The sequence below is a fragment of the Arthrobacter sp. UYCo732 genome (assembly GCF_040547265.1).
Lineage (GTDB): Bacteria > Actinomycetota > Actinomycetes > Actinomycetales > Micrococcaceae > Arthrobacter.
Window position 1 is genome coordinate 1 of sequence record NZ_JBEPPJ010000003.1, and the last position, 17,035, is coordinate 17,035.

Annotated in this window: 18 protein-coding genes and 1 pseudogene; 7 read left to right on the plus strand and 12 right to left on the minus strand. The window is 66.0% G+C overall.

Annotated elements, in window-relative coordinates; all coding sequences use genetic code 11:
* Together ABIB45_RS06205 and ABIB45_RS06210 are read right to left on the minus strand one after the other, a co-directional pair.
* Window positions 1-211, minus strand: a pseudogene (locus ABIB45_RS06205) (aa3-type cytochrome oxidase subunit I); the annotation flags it as partial.
* A 180-nt stretch (window positions 212-391) separates the two neighbouring features.
* Entirely contained in the window at window positions 392-571 is a 180-nt protein-coding gene (locus tag ABIB45_RS06210) for a hypothetical protein (RefSeq protein WP_354215044.1), read from the minus strand.
* 102 nt (window positions 572-673) lie between these two features.
* Between ABIB45_RS06210 and ABIB45_RS06215 the strand changes: the two genes are divergently transcribed.
* Window positions 674-1,492, plus strand: coding sequence for an SDR family NAD(P)-dependent oxidoreductase (locus ABIB45_RS06215; RefSeq protein WP_354215045.1), 819 nt, complete (start codon window positions 674-676; stop codon window positions 1,490-1,492).
* 56 nt (window positions 1,493-1,548) lie between these two features.
* Here the strand turns inward: ABIB45_RS06215 and ABIB45_RS06220 are convergent, their stop codons facing one another.
* A complete protein-coding gene (locus ABIB45_RS06220) occupies window positions 1,549-2,100 on the minus strand; it encodes a dihydrofolate reductase family protein (protein ID WP_354215046.1) in 552 nt (183 codons plus the stop codon).
* 222 nt (window positions 2,101-2,322) lie between these two features.
* On the opposite strand from ABIB45_RS06220, the gene ABIB45_RS06225 reads away from it, so the two are divergent.
* Complete coding sequence (locus tag ABIB45_RS06225; protein ID WP_354215047.1) at window positions 2,323-2,793, plus strand: hypothetical protein; 471 nt, start codon at window positions 2,323-2,325, stop codon at window positions 2,791-2,793.
* Window positions 2,794-2,902: 109 nt separating this feature from the next.
* Here the strand turns inward: ABIB45_RS06225 and ABIB45_RS06230 are convergent, their stop codons facing one another.
* From ABIB45_RS06230 to ABIB45_RS06255, 6 genes are all read right to left on the minus strand, one after another.
* Window positions 2,903-4,342 carry a UDP-glucose dehydrogenase family protein gene (locus ABIB45_RS06230; protein ID WP_354215048.1) on the minus strand — a complete coding sequence of 480 codons (1,440 nt, stop codon included), beginning with the start codon at window positions 4,340-4,342 and terminating at the stop codon, window positions 2,903-2,905.
* On the minus strand, window positions 4,339-5,562 hold the full coding sequence (locus tag ABIB45_RS06235; RefSeq protein ID WP_354215049.1) for a glycosyltransferase family 4 protein: 1,224 nt from the start codon (window positions 5,560-5,562) through the stop codon (window positions 4,339-4,341). The genes ABIB45_RS06230 and ABIB45_RS06235 overlap by 4 nt, the downstream gene beginning before the upstream one ends.
* Window positions 5,563-5,651: 89 nt before the next feature.
* Entirely contained in the window at window positions 5,652-5,900 is a 249-nt protein-coding gene (locus ABIB45_RS06240) for an NfeD C-terminal domain-containing protein (RefSeq protein WP_354215050.1), read from the minus strand.
* A 27-nt stretch (window positions 5,901-5,927) separates the two neighbouring features.
* Window positions 5,928-7,397, minus strand: a complete 1,470-nt coding sequence (locus tag ABIB45_RS06245) for a flotillin family protein (protein WP_354215051.1) — start codon at window positions 7,395-7,397, stop codon at window positions 5,928-5,930.
* An 89-nt stretch (window positions 7,398-7,486) separates the two neighbouring features.
* Window positions 7,487-8,344 (minus strand): HNH endonuclease, encoded by an 858-nt coding sequence (locus ABIB45_RS06250; RefSeq protein WP_354215052.1) that lies wholly within the window; start codon window positions 8,342-8,344, stop codon window positions 7,487-7,489.
* Window positions 8,345-8,513: 169 nt separating this feature from the next.
* Complete coding sequence (locus ABIB45_RS06255; RefSeq protein WP_354215053.1) at window positions 8,514-8,975, minus strand: DUF4383 domain-containing protein; 462 nt, start codon at window positions 8,973-8,975, stop codon at window positions 8,514-8,516.
* 410 nt (window positions 8,976-9,385) lie between these two features.
* Here ABIB45_RS06255 and ABIB45_RS06260 point away from each other — a divergent pair, with 410 nt between their 5' ends.
* Both ABIB45_RS06260 and ABIB45_RS06265 read left to right on the plus strand, forming a co-directional pair.
* Window positions 9,386-10,696 (plus strand): cell division protein PerM, encoded by a 1,311-nt coding sequence (locus ABIB45_RS06260; protein WP_354215343.1) that lies wholly within the window; start codon window positions 9,386-9,388, stop codon window positions 10,694-10,696.
* 155 nt (window positions 10,697-10,851) lie between these two features.
* Window positions 10,852-11,331, plus strand: a complete 480-nt coding sequence (locus tag ABIB45_RS06265; protein ID WP_354215054.1) for a hypothetical protein — start codon at window positions 10,852-10,854, stop codon at window positions 11,329-11,331.
* A gap of 15 nt (window positions 11,332-11,346) precedes the next feature.
* On the opposite strand, the gene ABIB45_RS06270 is transcribed toward ABIB45_RS06265, so the two are convergent.
* Window positions 11,347-11,790: a hypothetical protein gene (locus ABIB45_RS06270; protein ID WP_354215055.1), complete on the minus strand. Its 444-nt coding sequence runs from the start codon at window positions 11,788-11,790 to the stop codon at window positions 11,347-11,349.
* 39 nt (window positions 11,791-11,829) lie between these two features.
* On the opposite strand from ABIB45_RS06270, the gene purN reads away from it, so the two are divergent.
* Window positions 11,830-12,408, plus strand: a complete 579-nt coding sequence (gene purN, locus ABIB45_RS06275; RefSeq protein ID WP_354215056.1) for a phosphoribosylglycinamide formyltransferase — start codon at window positions 11,830-11,832, stop codon at window positions 12,406-12,408.
* Between the two features lie 419 nt (window positions 12,409-12,827).
* On the plus strand, window positions 12,828-13,463 hold the full coding sequence (locus tag ABIB45_RS06280) for a putative endonuclease domain-containing protein (RefSeq protein ID WP_354215057.1): 636 nt from the start codon (window positions 12,828-12,830) through the stop codon (window positions 13,461-13,463).
* An 81-nt stretch (window positions 13,464-13,544) separates the two neighbouring features.
* Here ABIB45_RS06280 and ABIB45_RS06285 read toward each other — a convergent pair whose 3' ends face one another.
* Window positions 13,545-14,897: an MFS transporter gene (locus ABIB45_RS06285; RefSeq protein ID WP_354215058.1), complete on the minus strand. Its 1,353-nt coding sequence runs from the start codon at window positions 14,895-14,897 to the stop codon at window positions 13,545-13,547.
* A 174-nt stretch (window positions 14,898-15,071) separates the two neighbouring features.
* Between ABIB45_RS06285 and purH the strand changes: the two genes are divergently transcribed.
* A complete protein-coding gene (gene purH, locus ABIB45_RS06290) occupies window positions 15,072-16,769 on the plus strand; it encodes a bifunctional phosphoribosylaminoimidazolecarboxamide formyltransferase/IMP cyclohydrolase (RefSeq protein ID WP_354215059.1) in 1,698 nt (565 codons plus the stop codon).
* A gap of 68 nt (window positions 16,770-16,837) precedes the next feature.
* On the opposite strand, the gene ABIB45_RS06295 is transcribed toward purH, so the two are convergent.
* Window positions 16,838-17,026, minus strand: a complete 189-nt coding sequence (locus ABIB45_RS06295; RefSeq protein ID WP_354215060.1) for a hypothetical protein — start codon at window positions 17,024-17,026, stop codon at window positions 16,838-16,840.
* Window positions 17,027-17,035: the final 9 nt, after the last annotated feature.

The window sequence follows — 17,035 nt, forward strand, 5'->3', positions numbered from 1 at the left end:
TGCCCGGTTCGAACAGTTCAGCCCGGATGAGCAGCGCCATCACGCCGCCCAGGCAGAAGAACACAAACGACGCGATCAGGTACATGTACCCGATGATCTTGTGGTCAGTAGACGTGATCCACGTGACCACCATGGCGCCTTTGCGCCGTGGGACCACCGCTGGGGAATCGGTTGCGGCTGTCCCTATTCGTGACGCTCCGGTGATGGCCATCTTCCACCTCGCAGGTCTTTCTACCCGGCACTATGAGGCCCAATTCATGAGCCCTGTATCCCGCCTCAGGAGATGACTCCCGAGGCTGTGATTTCTTTCAGGCTACTCAGGAAATCAGGGCGCGGGAAGGGGTTTACGCTGGCTTCGCCCGGCGGGATTGGTGCGGACCCCTGCGCCGGGTCAGCGCGGGCCCATTGCGCCCCGCACCTCGTTCAAGCTGGAGTGCATGGCGGGCTCCGCCATGACAGCGTCGCCGCCGGCCACCGCAGCGGCTACGTCCTTGTGCGCCTGCAGTGCTTCGTTCCTGTGCTTGAACGGCATGAGGCCGCGCTGGCTGCGGCTGGTGCGGACTTCGGCCACGATGCCTTCCAATGGGAGCGCGGGAACACCGGCCGGCCCGCCGTCGTTGTGCCTCTGTGTGCCTAACGGGTGCGCGGCCCTCCACCGACCAAAGGACACCCCTTGACCCAGCGCACCATTGTGATCACCGGCGCCAGCGACGGCATCGGCGCGGCAGCCGCACGCACTCTGGCCGAGGCAGGAGACCGGGTGGTCGTCGTCGGCCGTTCCGCGGGGAAGACGCGTGCCCTCGCCAAGGAGCTCAACGCCGACTACTTCGTGGCCGACTTCGCAGACCTCGCCGAAGTCCGCACCCTCGCCTCGCAGCTGCGGGACGACTACGATCGGATCGACGTCCTCGCCAACAACGCCGGCGGCATCATGGGCAAGCACCAGCTCACGGTGGACGGCAACGAAACCACGTTCCAGATCAACCACCTGGCGCCGTTCCTGCTCACCACCGAGCTCATGGACGTCCTCACGGCCAGCAACGCCAAGGTCATCAACACCGCCAGCGCCGCCAACGGCTTCGGCAGACTGGACCTCTCCGACCTCAACGCGGAGCACAGCTACTCCACGAACCGCGCCTATGGCACCGCCAAACTCGCCAACATCCTCTTCACGTCCGAGCTGCACCGCCGCTTCGGCGCGCAGGGAATTACGACGGCGGCGTTCCACCCGGGCGTGGTCCGCACCAACTTCGCGGCGGAGTCCACCAGCCCCATGCGGCACGCCTACAAGACCCTGCTGAACCGCTTTATGCTCACCCCGGACCAGGGTGCCGACACCCTGCGGTGGCTCATCAACGGCACGGCCGGCACGGACTGGATCTCCGGCGCCTACTACGCCAAACGTGCCCTGGCCAAGGCCAACGCCCAGGCGTACGACGCCGGGCTGGCGCAGGGTTTGTGGGAGGCCAGCGAGGCGCTCGTGGCGCGCTGAGCCGGCCGGGGTGAACAGGAATGCCCCGAAAAGTTACGCAATTGGGCCGGCCGGGCCTAGTCGTCCCGGAGGGTGTAGGTGCTGACCACGTTGCCCTTGGCGGTTTTGTACTGATCCTCCAGGCTGAGCCGGGTGGTGGGGTCGTTCGGTTCGAACAGGTGCCGGCCGCTGCCGGCCACCACCGGGTGGGTGATCAGGGTGAGCTCATCGAGCAGCCCGGCGAACAGGAGTTGGCGCACCACGGAGATGCTGCCGTTCACGGCGATTTCGCCGCCGTCGCGCTGTTTGAGGGCGGCGACGAACTCTTCCAGCGGGCCCTCGATGAGATGGGAATTCTGCCACTCCAGCGGCTCTGTCAGCGTCCGGGACGCGACCCATTTCTCCACCGGGTTGATGAAGCCGGCAAAGTCCTGGTCCTGCGGCGCGGTGGGCCAGTAACCCGCCCACTCCTGATAGCTAACGCGTCCCAACACCACGGTGTCCACGCGTTCCATCATGCCGGTCATGGCCTTGCCCAGCTCGTTGTCGAAGCTGTCGAATTGCCACAGGAAAGGGTCTGACACGACGCCGTCGAGTGAGTGGAACAAACCGGACGTGACTTTGCGCATGGGGACCTCCAAGGGATTCAGATTCCAGGACTGGGCCGGCAGAATGCACCGGACAGGACCACGCTATTCCGCGGTCAGCCGATGGGGAAGACCGCCAACCGCAGGCTCCTGCAGTTATGTTCATCACCACTGCCTGCGTGTTGCGCGAATCCACGCTCCGGCAGCCGCATACTTATCTCTATGCGGCTGCGCGCCGCTCCCCGGCCAGGCAGGAGGAAGTGCATGGAAACCCTGAAAAAAATCGCGAGCAACCAGTATTTTCCCGCGGCCGCGGTACTGACGGCGGTACTGCTGTTCTGGACCATTGCCATGTTCGGCGGGCTCTCCCTGCTGCACAACAACCAGCCGCCCATGGCCACACTGACCTGGATGCTGTTTGTCTATGGGGCGGCAGTCCTGACGCCGCTGGCAGGCATCGTCGCCGCCGTGGATCTGGTACGCCGCTGGCGCCGCAACCGCGAGTGCGCGCCCGCCGGGATGACGCCGGCTGAAGTAACTCAGGATGAGTACGCCGCGGCCGAAGCTGCGCAGGAGGAGCAGTTCACCAATGAGCGGGCCAGCGACCAGCAGCCCGCCCAAGAGGCAGGCACGCAGTCCGTCCCGACGCAGCCGGTCCAGTACCGTCCGGCCGCGCAGCACCAGCCCGCCAAGAAGCAGCCGGGCCAGACAAACGAGCGCAGGACCGCCGCCTAGCCTCAAGTAGCCACCTCGGGTGCCGGCAGCAACGCCACGTTTCTGCTAGCGCGTGCTCAGCTGAGTCCGGAGCGGGCTGCCACCGCATGGAGCGCATGGGATGCGTTCGTCAGCGACTGCTTGAACCGGGAGGCCGGTTCACGGTGCGAGAACAGGCAGCCCGGCAGGTCAGCCCGGCCCCTGCGACGTCGGCATCGTGACTGGCGCTGCCTGCGTTGGCGCCCAGCCCGCGGACCACCCAACCTTCCGTCTGCCACGCAGCAGCGTCCAGCACGTTCCGCGCATCCAACACCACCCGCCGTCGTACGAGTCCTCCCGCAACGGCAGGGCTCAGGCGCCGGTATTCGTCCCATTCGGTGAGCAGCAGCACCAGGTCGGCGCCCTCCAAAGCCCTCGACGTGGACGTCTCGAACCGCAGCTGGGGGTAGCGCAGCAACACATGGTTGACGGCCTTCGGATCAGTCACCGTCACGTGCGCGCCGGCAGCTGCCAGCCGGGATGCCACGTCCAGGGCCGGGGAATCGCGGATGTCATCCGTCTCCGGTTTGAAGGCAGCGCCGAGGATGGTGATGGCGCGCCCCGGAAGCGCCTCGCCGCACAGTTCCTTAGCCAGGGACACGGTCCGGGTTCGCTGGCGGACGTTGATCGAGTCCACCACGCCCATCCACTCGTTAACCGGGTCCACACCCAGCGCGGCGGCCTGGCTGCGAAGGCTGCGGATGTCCTTGGGCAGGCACCCGCCGCCGAAGCCCAGCCCGGCATGCATGTACCGGTTGCCGATCCGCGGGTCCATGCCCATCGCCTCGCTGAGCTCGGCCACGTCCGCCCCAGACGCCTCGCACAGTTCGGAGATGGCGTTGATGAAGCTGACCTTGGTGGCCAGGTACGCGTTGGCGGCCGACTTGATCAGCTCGGCCGTGGCGAAGTTGCACACCAGCCGCGGAATTCCGGCATTCAGCAGCGGCTCATAAACAGCATCCAAGGCCGCCGTCACCCCGCACGGCGTACCGGACCGGGGATTGAAAGCGGCGGCCCGGCCGCCCTCGACGCCGTACACCAGCCGGTCCGGCACCAGCGTGTCCTTCACGGCCGTGCCCTGGCGCAGGAACTCCGGATTCCAGCCCACCTTCACGTCCGGCCGCCCCGCCAGGAGCCCGCGGAGCATGTCCACCGTGCCTACGGGCACCGTTGATTTACCGACGACGACGGCGCCCCTCGCCAGGTGCGGGAGCAGCGCCTCCGTGGCGGCCACCAAGTAGGTGAGGTCGGCACCGTCGGACGTTTTGGACTGCGGCGTCCCGACGCACAGGAAGTGCAGCTGGGCGCCGGCGGCAGCGGCAAAGTCCTTGGAGAACTTGAGCCGGCCGGTGGTGCGTCCGTCGCGGAGCAGCTCGTCCAGGCCGGGCTCGAAGAAGGGCGCGAGGCCGCGGCCCAGCTGGTCCACCTTGGCGGCGTCCACGTCGATGCCCACCACCGTGTGGCCCATGGATGCCAGCGTCGCGGCGTGCACAGCACCAAGGTAGCCGCAGCCGATCACAGATATTTTCACAGGGACACTCCTTTTTTGGTTTCCACAGGCCCAACCGCCGGAAAGACAGGGCTGGGCTCCGGACGGACGGGCTTGGGCGCCGGTTCGCCGGTGATGACTGAGCGGTACTGCTCCACAAGCTCGGCGCACAGCGCCGGCCACGTGCGGTCCTGGACCGACGCATGGGCGGCGGTGGCGAACGCGCGGCGCTTGGCGTCGTCGCCCATCAGGTCCATCACGTGGGCCCGGAAACCGGCCAGGTCACCGGGCTGGTACAGCCAGCCGGTCCGGGAGTTTTCCACGAGGTCCAGGGGGCCGCCGCGGCCCGTGGCCACCACCGGGACCCCCGACGCCATGGCCTCCTGGATGGTCTGGCAAAACGTCTCGAACTCGCCTGGGTGGACAAAAAGGTCGAAGGAAGCAACAGCTTTCGCCAGCTCCTCGCCGCAGAGGAAGCCGGTGAACACCGCGCCCGGCAGGGCGGCCTGCAGGGCTGCCCGCTGCGGGCCGTCCCCAACGATCACGAGCTTGCTGTTCGGGACCCGGGAAAGGGCGGCGAGGTCCTCCACCTGCTTTTCGACAGCCAGCCGGCCCACGTAGCCGATGATCCGCTCACCGCCGGGGGCCACGGACGCCCGCCATCCGGCGTCGCGCTTTTCCGGCGAAAACCGTGCGGTATCCACACCGCGCCGCCACATGCCCACCCGCGGAATTCCGCGGCCGCGCAACTGGTTCAGCGCGAACGTGGACGGCACCAGGGTCCGGGTGGCCAGCAGGTGGATGTTCTCCACCCGGTTCCACGCCCAGTTCTCCAGGAACGGCACGCCATATCGGGCCGCGTAGCTGGGCACCTCGGTCTGGTAGATGGCTACGGTGGGGATACGCAACTGATGCGCGGCCTGCACGGCCCGCCAGCCGAGGATAAACGGCGAGGCGAGGTGGACCACGTCCGGTGCATAATCGGCAAGGATTCGCTTGACCCGATACACACCGCCCATCGCCACGCGCACATTCGTATACCCCGCCAGCGGAACCGCCGGAACCCGGTGCACCTTCGCACCGTGAACCACTTCGGAAGTCCCGGCAAACTCGGCCACGGCATCAGCCACCGCATGGGTGGACGGGGCAATGACCAGGACGTCGTGACCCTGGGCCTCCAGGTGCTCAAGCACCCGCAGGATGGAGTGGGTCACACCGTTCATCAGCGGCAGGAATGATTCGGCAACAATTGCGATCCTCACCCCTCCACGGTGGCCGCCGGGACTGACGGCGCGGGGTCGCACGGGTTGAGCCGAGGGAAAGGTTGGGTGAACACGGGGAGGGCGCAGCCCTACTGGGCGGCGCCGTGCCGCAGCAGATCCGGGAGCTCGTCCACGTACACGGTCTGCGGCGGTTCAAGGTAGATGACCAGGACTTCGTCACCCACCGCGAAGGTACTCGTTTTGTCGAACGGGTGGGCATGGAAGGCCATGATGCCGCCCAGGTACGGCAGCATGACTTCGCCGATGGTGCCCGGGCCGATGCGCCCCGTCACCCGGCCGATTTTGCCGGTCAGGCTCCGGTCAACGTCTCGGTGCATGATGGTCCCTGAGTTCCGCTGGGGTGCTCAGGCCTCGGGAGCCTTGGGGGTTTCGGTAGCCTTGGGTGGCCGCTTGGCCTCACGGACTTCGCGGCCCTCGCGGCCCTTCGCCAACGCGGACGCCAGGGAAGGGAGGTAGTCGCCCACCTGCGCAAGGATCCCGCCGAGCATCTTGTTGACCCCGTCACCGCCGTTCAGCACCGTCATCTGGCCCACATGGGAGAACGGCTCGGCGGCCGCGGCGATGATGGCCGGCATGGTCTCGGCGAGCTGCTGGGAGATGACAGCGTCCTGGTTGGTTCCAAGTGCCTCCGCCCGGGCCTTGATGCCGTCCGCTTCCGCCAGGGCCTTGGCCTTGATGGCCGACGCGGCAGCATCGCCGCGGGCCCGGGTGGCCGCGGCTTCGGCCTCGCCGGTGACCTTGGTGGCGCCGGCCGCGGCTGCTGCGGCCGTGGCGTTGGCCTGGGCCTGCAGTTCCGTCCGCCGGGCATTGGCCTGGGCTTCGAGCTCGGTGCGCCGGGCCAGCGCCTCAGCGGCGCTGATGTCTGCCGCTTTCTGGCCTTCAGCGTCGGTCCGCTTGGCGTAGGCCTTCGCGTCTGCGGGTTTCCGGACGGTGGTTTGGAGCTTCTGTTCCTCCCGGTCGGCTTCCAGCTTGGCCACTTCGGTTTCCTGCACCACCACCTGCTGCCGCGCCGTGGCGTCTGCCAGCGGGCCGGCCTGCGCGGCGTTGGCCTTGGCCCGTTCCGCGTTGGCCTGGGCCACCGACTGCCGGATGGCCGAGACGCTCTGGGCATCCGCAATCAGCGCCGCTGCCTCCGCTTCCTTCTCCGCGGCCTCCCGGTTCCGGGTGGCTTCGGCGATGCGGGCTTCCATCTTCACCTGGGCGATATGCGGCTTGGCGATGTTCTGGATGTAGCCCGTGGGGTCCTGCAGGTCCTTGATCTGGAGGGAGTCCACCACCAGGCCCAGCTTCTCCATCTCCACGCCGCTGGCGCTGCGCACCTGGGAACCCAGTTTGTCCCGTTCCCGGATGATTTCCTCCATGGTCATGCTGCCGATGATGGACCGGAGGTGGCCCTCAAAGACGTTGTAGACCTGGCTTTCCATTTTCGGCTGCTGGCCCAGGAAACGCCTCGCCGCATTCGCAATGAACGGCGGGGCATCGCCGATTTTGTAGATCACCACGCCTTCCACCACCACCTGGATGCCCTGGGAAGTCACACAGGAGACTTTCAGTTCAGTTTCATTGAGGGTGAGCGATAAGGTGCGGACCGTCTGCAGGCCGGGCAGGACCAGGGCGCCCTTGCCGGTCACAATCTTGAAGTCCATTCCGGCCCGGGTTTCCAGCGTTCCGCGGGTCAGGCCGGAGATGATCAGCGCCTCATTGGGTTCGGCCACTTTCCACGTCAGCTTGATGGCCACCCAGATAAATCCGATCACCAGGATGGCCCCAATTATGGCGGCAATCAGGGGGAAGAAGGCTGACAGGTCCGGCATGCCCAGGTCCTTTCACATGGTTTGTAGCCAGTGTGATTGGCCGCCGCCGAAGAGTCCAGAGGGAGGGCCATTTTGGTGGCCAGACTCAATTATTGGGCGGATTTTCCGTTGCCCAGAACTTCGAGTCCAACCCGCTGCGCCTCAAGCTCTTCCGGGGTCACCGTGGTTCCGCGGAGGTACCCGGCGTTGGCGATGATTTGCCTGAGTTCGGCTTCGCTTCGGGGTGAGCTGACTCCGTGGTGCGCCATGGCATGGCAGTTGGGGCACAGCGGGACCAAGTCTGTGAGCGGGTCCAACTGGTAGCCGCTGCCAAGCTGGGACGCCGGCACCACGTGGTGGACGTGGATGAAGTCTGCGCCAACCTCGCCGTAGGCCATTTCGAAGGAGAACCCGCAGGCCGCGCAATTGGTGCCGCGATGCGCGATGCAGGCCCGCCGCGCCATGGGGTCGCGTTCGTACCGGTTTACGGCGAGACGTGCGACGGCGTCATCGGGGTAGGTGCCAGGCGCCGGGAGAGTGGGGTCCGGTCCCCGTTCCGGGCCGTAATCGGCCCAGACGTCGCGGAGGCGCGCCCCGTCGCCGGGTTCGAGTTCCGTCACTTGTTCTAAAGAGCCCCAAGGGACGCTTCCGATCATCGCGTGGAGAACGTCGGCGGACAGTTGGTCGCCCAGCGGCAGGAGCGCGTCGAACGCCACCTGCACAGTGATTTTCGTGGTGTCCTGGCGGGCTGACGGCCCTGGCTGTTCCGAGAGGACGACGCCATGGCCGATGAGTCCCGGACCGTGGGCTCCCAGCAGGAGCAGCCATGCATCAGTGCCTGCGGCGACACTCCGGTTCACGGTCCACGGCTCCAGGTGGAGACCGGTTACGGCCACTTGCTCAACAACTGCCGAGTAGTTCCACTGGTTCCAGCGGGCCGGGTCCCAGCCCAGGATGATGGCGCTCATGTGCCCATTGTTCCAGCGGGAGGCACCCGCGGCTGGCTGAAGGCAAAAGGAAGCCGGTGCAGCTGTTCGCGGAACCGCGCCAACTGCACCGGCGAGTAGGACGAATATTCAGAACTTTATGGATCTAACCTCATTCGCGGCTCCTATTTCCCGGCTGGTCATTTCCGGGCTACATCCTGTCGCTGGCCCTCATCCTGGACAGCAGCCAGCCACAAGCAATCATTACTACGCCGAGCACCAGATGGGTCCAGTTGTCTGTCATGTTCAGCGACAGGAAATTGGCCGCCGAAGCAACTCCGACACTGAGCCCGAAAATGCTGAGGATGATGTACAGCGCACCGGCGCCCATGAGGTAATTGCGCGCCCCGTGTTCGGTCCGGGACATCGCCCAGCCCGTGGCACCGATGGCCAGCTGCACAATGTTGAGCAGCATGGACACCTGGAACACGCCAAGGAACATGGCATGGGAATCAGGCCCAAGGAACATCAATTCGCTGTACCGGGTGGTGATGCCGGGGATAAAGCCCAGGACACCCACCACCAACATGAGAATACCTACACCCATGCCGGCATTCTGGACGTCTGCGCGCCCGAAGTGAACACCGTGAGCATGTGGGGATGCGGTAGTCATTTTTCTGCCTCCAACCACTGATTGCGGACATTCCAATTTTACGGCGGAGCTGTGGAAAAAGCGCCGGGCAGGGCCGTGATGGGGACGTCTGCCAGCGACAATCGGGGGCTTTCTGCTGGACTAAGACCCTTATGCAAACCGTCGCGATCCTCGCCCGCACAGCCGATGGAAGCGGAGTCCGTGGCGGGGCCGACGTTCCCGGGGCCGTGGACCGCGGACGGCAGAAGGTGCGCATCGGCAACACGGTGTGTTCGGGGGAGCCGGGGACCATGGTGTGTGCCCACCTGCGCACCGGAAACGGGTTCATGATCAGCACGGCGGGCTACGAACCCTGGAGAATCCCTTCTCCTGGGCCGGATGAGCCTGTCGCAGACGGACTGGCGGGCCCGGCCGTGACAACATGGGACACGATGAAACTGCGCGCTGATCAGACCGGAGACCGTGGCCTTCCCATGCCCTTGTGGCTGCAGGGAGCCCTCGAAACAGCGCAGGCAGCCATCATTTCCGCGCTCCTGGTGATTGTCTCCATTGTGGCTGTCGGGGCGACCGGCGGTTTCCTGAACACCGCCGTTGACGGCCTGGCCCGCCTCGCCGGCCAGGCGTGGCTCCTGATCCACGGGGTGCCGCTGGAGTTGGCTGCGGTCGGGTCCGGGGCGGCGGCCGTCTCGGGGTCCGGCGCCCTCACCTTGATTCCGCTGGGGCTCACCCTGATCCCGTTCCTGCTCGCGTGGCGGGCGGGACGGCGGCTGGCCCGCGCTTCTTACACCGACCAGCTTTGGCAGGCGTTGCTTGGTTCCTGGGTGGTCTACGCGGCGTTCGGTGCAGGAACCGGCTTTGTGTGCCGCACGCCCGACGTCGTTATTAACATCTGGTACGCCATGGTGATCCCGCTGGTCCCCTTCGCCCTGGGCATGGTGATCGGCGCCCGCCGCGAGGCCGGTTCGTGGAGCCGGCTGATCGGCGTCGACGCTGTGGACTGGATCTCCCGCACCAGCCAGCACTCGCGCTGGGCCGGATCCTACCTCGGGTCCGCGGCGAAGGCCGGCGTCCTGGCACTGGTGTCCGCCTTGGCACTCGCATGTGTGCTCCTGGCCGTGGACATCTTTGTCCACTGGAATTTGGTCATCGCGGTGTATGAAGCGCTGGACGCCGGCGCGGTGGGGGGTGCTGCGCTCACCCTTGCGCAGCTGGGCTACCTCCCCAACCTCGCCGTTTTCGCGCTGTCCTGGGTGTCGGGATCCGGCTTTGCTATGGGTATCGGCTCGCAGGTGGGTCCGCTGGGCACCGCTGCCGGTCCACTGCCTGCCATCCCGGTGTTTGCCGCCATCCCGTCGGGTCCGCTGGACTATGGGTTCGTGGCGCTGGTGGTCCCGGTCCTCGCCGGGTCCCTGGCGGGCTGGTGGTTCCTGCGTGAAGGCGAGAACCACTTTGACGAGTGGCTGTCCATCAAGGTGCACTCCCGCTGGTTCACGGCCACCGCGTCCACCCTGGTTCTGGGCGTCCTGATTGGCCTGGTCTCGGGTCTGCTGGCTGCGGGACTGGCGTGGCTGGCCGGCGGCTCCGCCGGACTGGGACGCCTCACCGAGATCGGACCCGACCCCTTGTGGATGGGACTCTGGGTGGCCGCGGAAGTGGGGATCGGCGTCGTAACCGGGTATGCAGCCGGACCCTGGCTGGAACGCCAGCAGCAGGTGGAAGAGGACGCGGAACGGGTCCGCTAGTTCTTGTGGGCGCGTTTTGCCGGTCCCCCTTCGCCGTCTGAAGACGCGCTTTTCTGCGGCGGAAAATCGTTCCGGGGCATACCCGTTTCGCCGGCGGTTATGGGGCTAGTGTTGCAGGGGTCGGCAACCGCCACGTTTACCCTCAGGGAGGGTGCATGAACGCCAACCAATCCAGCTCCGAGCAGTTCGGCCAGCACTTAGTTAGCGTCGGGGGTTCGGACTCTGACGTCAGTGAATCAGCCTACGTGGTCACCGATGAGGACACTGTCGAGAGCGTCGTGTCGGGTTTGCGGATCAAGCAGCAACAACAAGGCGTTCCCGCCAGCAAGCCGTCAATACTTCATGCCTCCGCGCAGGTTCTGATCAGCAGGCGCGATGAGCATGACCCCGACCGTCACGCCGGAACGTCCCGGCCGGGGGAGTACCAGTTGGACATCCACCTCAGCGCGGACCACACCACCCGGGAATCCATCCCGGAAAAGGATCTTGAGCAGGCCCAGATCTGGGCGCAAGGACGGATCGAGGCCGAGGGGGCCGATTTCGGGGCCATCTACTTCCCAGCTGGCGGCGGCGTGGAACCCGGCACTGGAGCGCTGGAGTGCAGTTATGACCGCTCGGTGGGCTGGTACCGGTAGCGGACTGCCTGCGCGTTACGGGGCGACTGCCTTCGGCATTCCGGGCAACGAACGCTCCAGCTGGGCGCGGCAACTGGATAGCGCATGATCCGTCAGTGCCTGCCGCTCGCACGCCTGAAACTCCTGCACCTGGTCAAAAAACAGTGCCGACGCCAGGATGATCAGCAGCATGATCAGCGAAAGCACCAGGCCCGAGATGGTGCCGAACAGGACCAGCCTGGACTCCTTGAGCTTGGCCGACCGGACCAGCAGGAGGATCCCCAGCGCAAAGCTCGCGGCGGTCAGGATGCCGGTGAGCCAGAGATAGCTGACGTCCAACTGGTAGACGAAAAAGGCGCCCAGCACGGTGAGGATGAAGATCCGGAACAGGTTGCGGGTCTTGTTGAGCGAGGTCTTGGCCGCCTCGCTGAGCTGCGGTTTGGTCCGCTGCTGGCCAGCTGGTTCCGGGGTGGGGTTCATGGATTCCAGCCTACGCGAGCGTGCCCATAAGCTAGACCCATGCGCATCGTAGTCCTCGTTTCCGGTACCGGCTCCAACCTCCAGGCAGTCATCGACGCCGCGAAATCAGGGGAGCTGGGCGTGGAAATCGCCGCGGTGGGTGCCGACCGCGAGGGAACCTACGGCGTCGAGCGTTCCGCCGAAGCCGGGCTGGAGACGTTCGTGGTGAACTTCAACTCGTTCCCCACGCGCGACGAATGGGACGCCGCGCTGACCGCGAAAGTGGCTTCCTACGCCCCGGACGTGGTGGTCTCCTCCGGCTTCATGCGCATTGTGAGTGCCGGCTTCATTGCGGCGTTCAAGGGCAAGTACCTCAACACTCACCCCGCCCTGCTGCCCGCATTCCCAGGCGCCCACGGCGTCCGCGATGCGATGGCCTACGGCGTGAAGGTCACCGGCTGCACGGTGCACTGGGCCGACGTCGGCGTGGACACGGGTCCCATCATCGCCCAGGAAGCCGTCGCCGTTGAGCCGGGGGACAGCGAGGAAAGCCTGCACGAGCGAATCAAGATCGTGGAACGCCGGCTCCTGGTCCAGACCCTCGCAGCCCTCGCCGCCGCCCAACCCTCCCCCAACTAGCTCGCAGTTAACGTCGTGAAACCCGGGTTTCACGACTTTAACTGCGAGTCACATGGCCCGGTGTTCGCGCTCCTGTGGATAACCTCGGTGCCAGCGTGCGGATTTTGCAACCATAGAGCATGCGAATGCCTCCGCCGTTGCCCGCCGGGCTCAGCCTTATGCCGTTCACAGTCAAGGAAGCGGCCGACGCCGGTGTTACGGTCGGGCGTCTGCGGTACCGGGGGTTTCTCATCCCATCCCGCGGGTTGCGTGTTCCAATGACCGGGCAGACCGTGAATCGTTGCGCCGACATCCGGCCTTACACACTGGTTACGCCCTTTTCCGCCGCATCTCATGTGACGGCGTTCGTCTTGTGGGAGTTCCCCGGTTTCCATCCTGACGCCGACTTGCCCACCATCCACATCTCACGGCCCGACACAATGGCAATTGCGCGCCGGCGCGGCGTGACCGGACACGTGGGCCAGTTCTTCGTTGATGAAATTACGAGCCATCAAGGGATCCTCATTACGACGAGGGCCCGGACATGGCTCGATTGCGCACGGAAAATGTCCGTCGACGAGCTCACGGTTGCAGCCGACTACTTGCTGCGCATGCCCCGGCCCGAGTTCGAGGCGAGATCCGAGGCCTTTGCCTCCCGGGCGGACCTTGAGGAGATGCTTGACCGGCACAAGGGGACACCTGGGATTAGAAAGGCACGCGTGGCGTTGGAGCAGGCCAGAGTCGGATCGGATTCGGCTCCGGAAACGAGGCTGCGGCTCGTTCTTGAGCGGGAGGGGCTGCCTGAGCCGGAACTGAACTTGCGCACTCAACTGGGTGCCGGCGTCGTGCGCCAACCCGACCTTGCCTACCCCGAACACAAGGTGGCCGTGGAGTACGAAGGTGAAGTGCATTCCGATGCCGCGCAGATTGTCCGGGATATAGCCCGCGAGGAGGACTTCGCTCGTGCTGGCTGGCTGCTTGTGAGGATCTCAAAGCGGCACACGGGCGGTGGCGGCCACGCTGCCGTCGCAAAGGTCCGGTCCGCCCTGGTGGCCACTGGCTGGACGCCAAAGTAGGTCGCACTTAACGTCGTGAAAACGCGTTGTCACGACGTTAAGTGCGAGTCAGTTGGGTGGGGGAGGGGCTGGGGCGGGTGCCTACTCGAGGCGGCGCAGCCTGGTTTCGGGGGAGAAGAACGCCATCCACAGGACCGCCACCAGCACCAGCCCGCCGGCCAGGGCGAAGGACGTGGCCAGGCCGAACTCCGGCCAGAAGTAGTTGGCGAAAATGAGCGGTCCGAAGCCTGCTCCCAAGCGGGAAAACGTTGAGGCCCAGCCGAAGCCCGTGCCACGCAGCTCCGTGGGATACAGCTCCGAGACGTAGGTGTAGAGCACGGGAATGGCCACCTGCACCACAAAGCCGAACACCAGCAGCCAGAACACCGCTGCCGTGGGGATATCCACCACAAACGCCACGATCACCAGGGCCAGCGCGGACAGCGGCCCGGTGATGGCCAGGATCCACTTACGGCCCACCCGCTCCACCAACAGCGCGGCCACGATCACGCCGAGCAGCCCCACCGCCGCCATGGACGCGGTGGTTACAAAGGCCTTGTACTCGGCGAAACCGGCACCGATCAGGATCCGCGGCATCCACGTCAGGGACAGGTAGTAGACCATAAGGATGCTGAAGAACAGGGCCCAAACCGTCGCCGTGATCTTCCAGTTGAACTGCCACACCAGCCGGAGCTGATGCCACGCGCTGCCGGCGGACAGCCGCGGAACGTCCCGCGCATCGGGCAGGCTGTACGCGCGGGGTTCGGCGCCGGTGGCTGCCGCGAGATCGTCAATGACCTTGGCGGCTTCCTCCCGGCGGCCCTTGCGGATCAGGAACAGCGGGGACTCCGGCACGCTGCGCCGGATCCAGAACACCAGAAGCGCCGGCAGCACCATCACCAGCATGGTCAGCCGCCAGTCGCCGAAAGTGCCCACCAGAGCAGCGGACACAAAGCCGGCCAGGGCAGCGCCCACCGGCCACCAGCCGTCCATCGCGGTCAGTACCTTTCCGCGCTGATTGCGGGGCGTGAACTCACCCACCAGGGCGTAGTCCACCGGGATGCAGCCGCCCAAACCGAAGCCAGCCATAAAGCGGAACACGCAGAACCAGACGAAGTCGGGGGAGAACGCGCCGAACACAGTGAACAGCGAGAAGATCAGCAAGGTGGCCGTGAATGCCTTCTTGCGCCCGATGGTGTCCGCAACGGTGCCCCACACAAACGCGCCCAAGGCCATGCCGATCAGGTTGGCCGTCCCCACCCAGGCGACTTCGCCAGGAGCCAGAGCCCAGTGCGTGGAGAGCAGTGGGATGAGGATGCCGTTCAGCGTGACATCCCAGGCGTCGAACATAAAGCCGAGGCCGCCAATCACAAAGATCCGCCCCTGGACCTTCCATCGCCAGGGCAGTTCCTGGACCACTTGTTCGCCGCTGGGCACAGTGGTGTAAATATTCATCGCAGCCTCCTGCCTAAATCTTAGAGCCATGCAAAGTTGCGGGCGGCCCGCTCTACGTCGCTGCGATGGGGTCCGCAGACCTGGCCCCGCAACGCAGGTGGGGCCCAACGCGATAAACTGGCCCTATCCCCACCACCCGCGGCACTGGCCCGCGATATAAGACGGAGACTTTTAGTGAGCTTCACGCAGCCTGACCGCGTATCCATCGACCGTGTTCCCATTCGCCGGGCCCTGATCTCGGTTTACGACAAGACCGGTCTGGAGGAGCTCGCCAGGGGCCTGCACGCAGCCGGTGTGAGGATCGTCTCCACCGGCTCCACCGCCAAGAAGATCGCCGCGGCTGGTATCCCGGTCCAGGAAGTTGAGGAAGTTACCGGCTCCCCGGAGATGCTGGACGGCCGCGTCAAGACGCTGCACCCCCGCGTTCACGGCGGCATCCTGGCAGACCGCCGCGTCCCCGCGCACATGGAAACCCTCGCCGGCATGGAGATCGAGACGTTCGACCTCGTGGTGGTGAACCTATACCCGTTCGTGGAGACCGTGAAGTCCGGTGCCGCGCAGGACGACGTCGTCGAGCAGATCGACATCGGCGGTCCCGCCATGGTGCGCTCGGCAGCGAAGAACCACGCCGCCGTCGCCATTGTGGTTGACCCCACCTTCTACGGCGAGGTGGTCACCGCGGCTGCCGAGGGCGGCTTCGATTTGAAGACACGACGCCGCCTGGCAGCGAAAGCGTTCGCTCACACGGCGTCGTACGACACCGCAGTGGCTAGCTGGACGGCCAGCCAGTTCCTCGATGAGGACGGCGACGGCATCATCGATTGGCCCGCCTATGCCGGCCTTTCGCTGGAACGTTCCGAGGTGCTCCGCTACGGCGAAAACCCGCACCAGCAGGCAGCACTCTACGTGGACAAGGCGGCTCCGGCCGGCATCGCCCAAGCTGAGCAGATCCATGGCAAGGCCATGAGCTACAACAATTTCGTGGACGCCGACGCCGCCCTCCGTGCCGCGTTCGACTTCAGCGAGCCCGCCGTCGCCATCATCAAGCACGCCAACCCCTGTGGTGTGGCCGTGGGTGCCGCCGACGCCGAGGACCCGATCGCCGACGCCCATGCCAAGGCCCACGCGTGCGATCCCGTTTCCGCATTTGGCGGCGTCATCGCCGCCAACAGCACCGTGACCGCCGGCATGGCGCGCACGGTGGCGGGCATCTTCACCGAGGTGGTCATCGCCCCGTCCTTCGAACCCGAAGCCGTGGAAATCCTGTCCAAGAAGAAGAACATCCGTCTGCTGGCCCTGCCCGAAGGCTACGGCCGGTACCCGTCCGAAATCCGCCAGGTCTCCGGTGGCGTGCTGGTGCAAATGTCCGACAAGGTGGATGCCGACGGCGACAACCCGGCCAACTGGACCCTCGCGGCCGGCGAAGCCGCGGACGCCTCAACCCTCGCGGATCTTGCATTCGCCTGGACCGCCTGCCGCGCGGCCAAGTCCAACGCGATACTGCTGGCCGCCGATGGTGCTGCCGTGGGCATCGGCATGGGCCAGGTCAACCGCCTGGACTCCTGCCGCCTCGCCGTAGAGCGGGCCAACACGCTGGGCGTCACGGTGGACTCCGGGAGTGCTAGTGGGGGCGATGCCCCCGGGGGAGCTTCCAACGCTGATTCCGCAGGTGCACCCCAGCGCGCCCGCGGCGCCGTGGCTGCGTCCGACGCGTTCTTCCCGTTCGCTGACGGCCTGCAGATCCTGATCGACGCCGGCGTTCGCGCCGTCGTCCAGCCCGGCGGCTCCGTCCGGGACGAGGAAGTCATCGCCGCGGCCAACGCTGCCGGCATCACCATGTACTTCACGGGTGCGCGCCACTTCTTCCACTAAAGGGCTGAAACGCCCGACGGCGCCTGTCCCCGCTGAGGGGAGAGGCGCCGTCGGGCGTTAACAGTGTTTTAGGACGGATCGGGTGCCGGGTCCGCGTCCTCCTGCGTGGCGGGCGGACGCGGGAGCCGGAGCTCCCGGGGCTTGGCTTCCGCCATCCGCTCCGGCGTCCAGTACGCGAGGATCTCCTCGTGCGTCTGGTCCGAGACGTGGTGGCTGACGGAGTCCTTGCCCGGCTCCCGGCCAGGCGGGGACTCCACCTCGGAGGA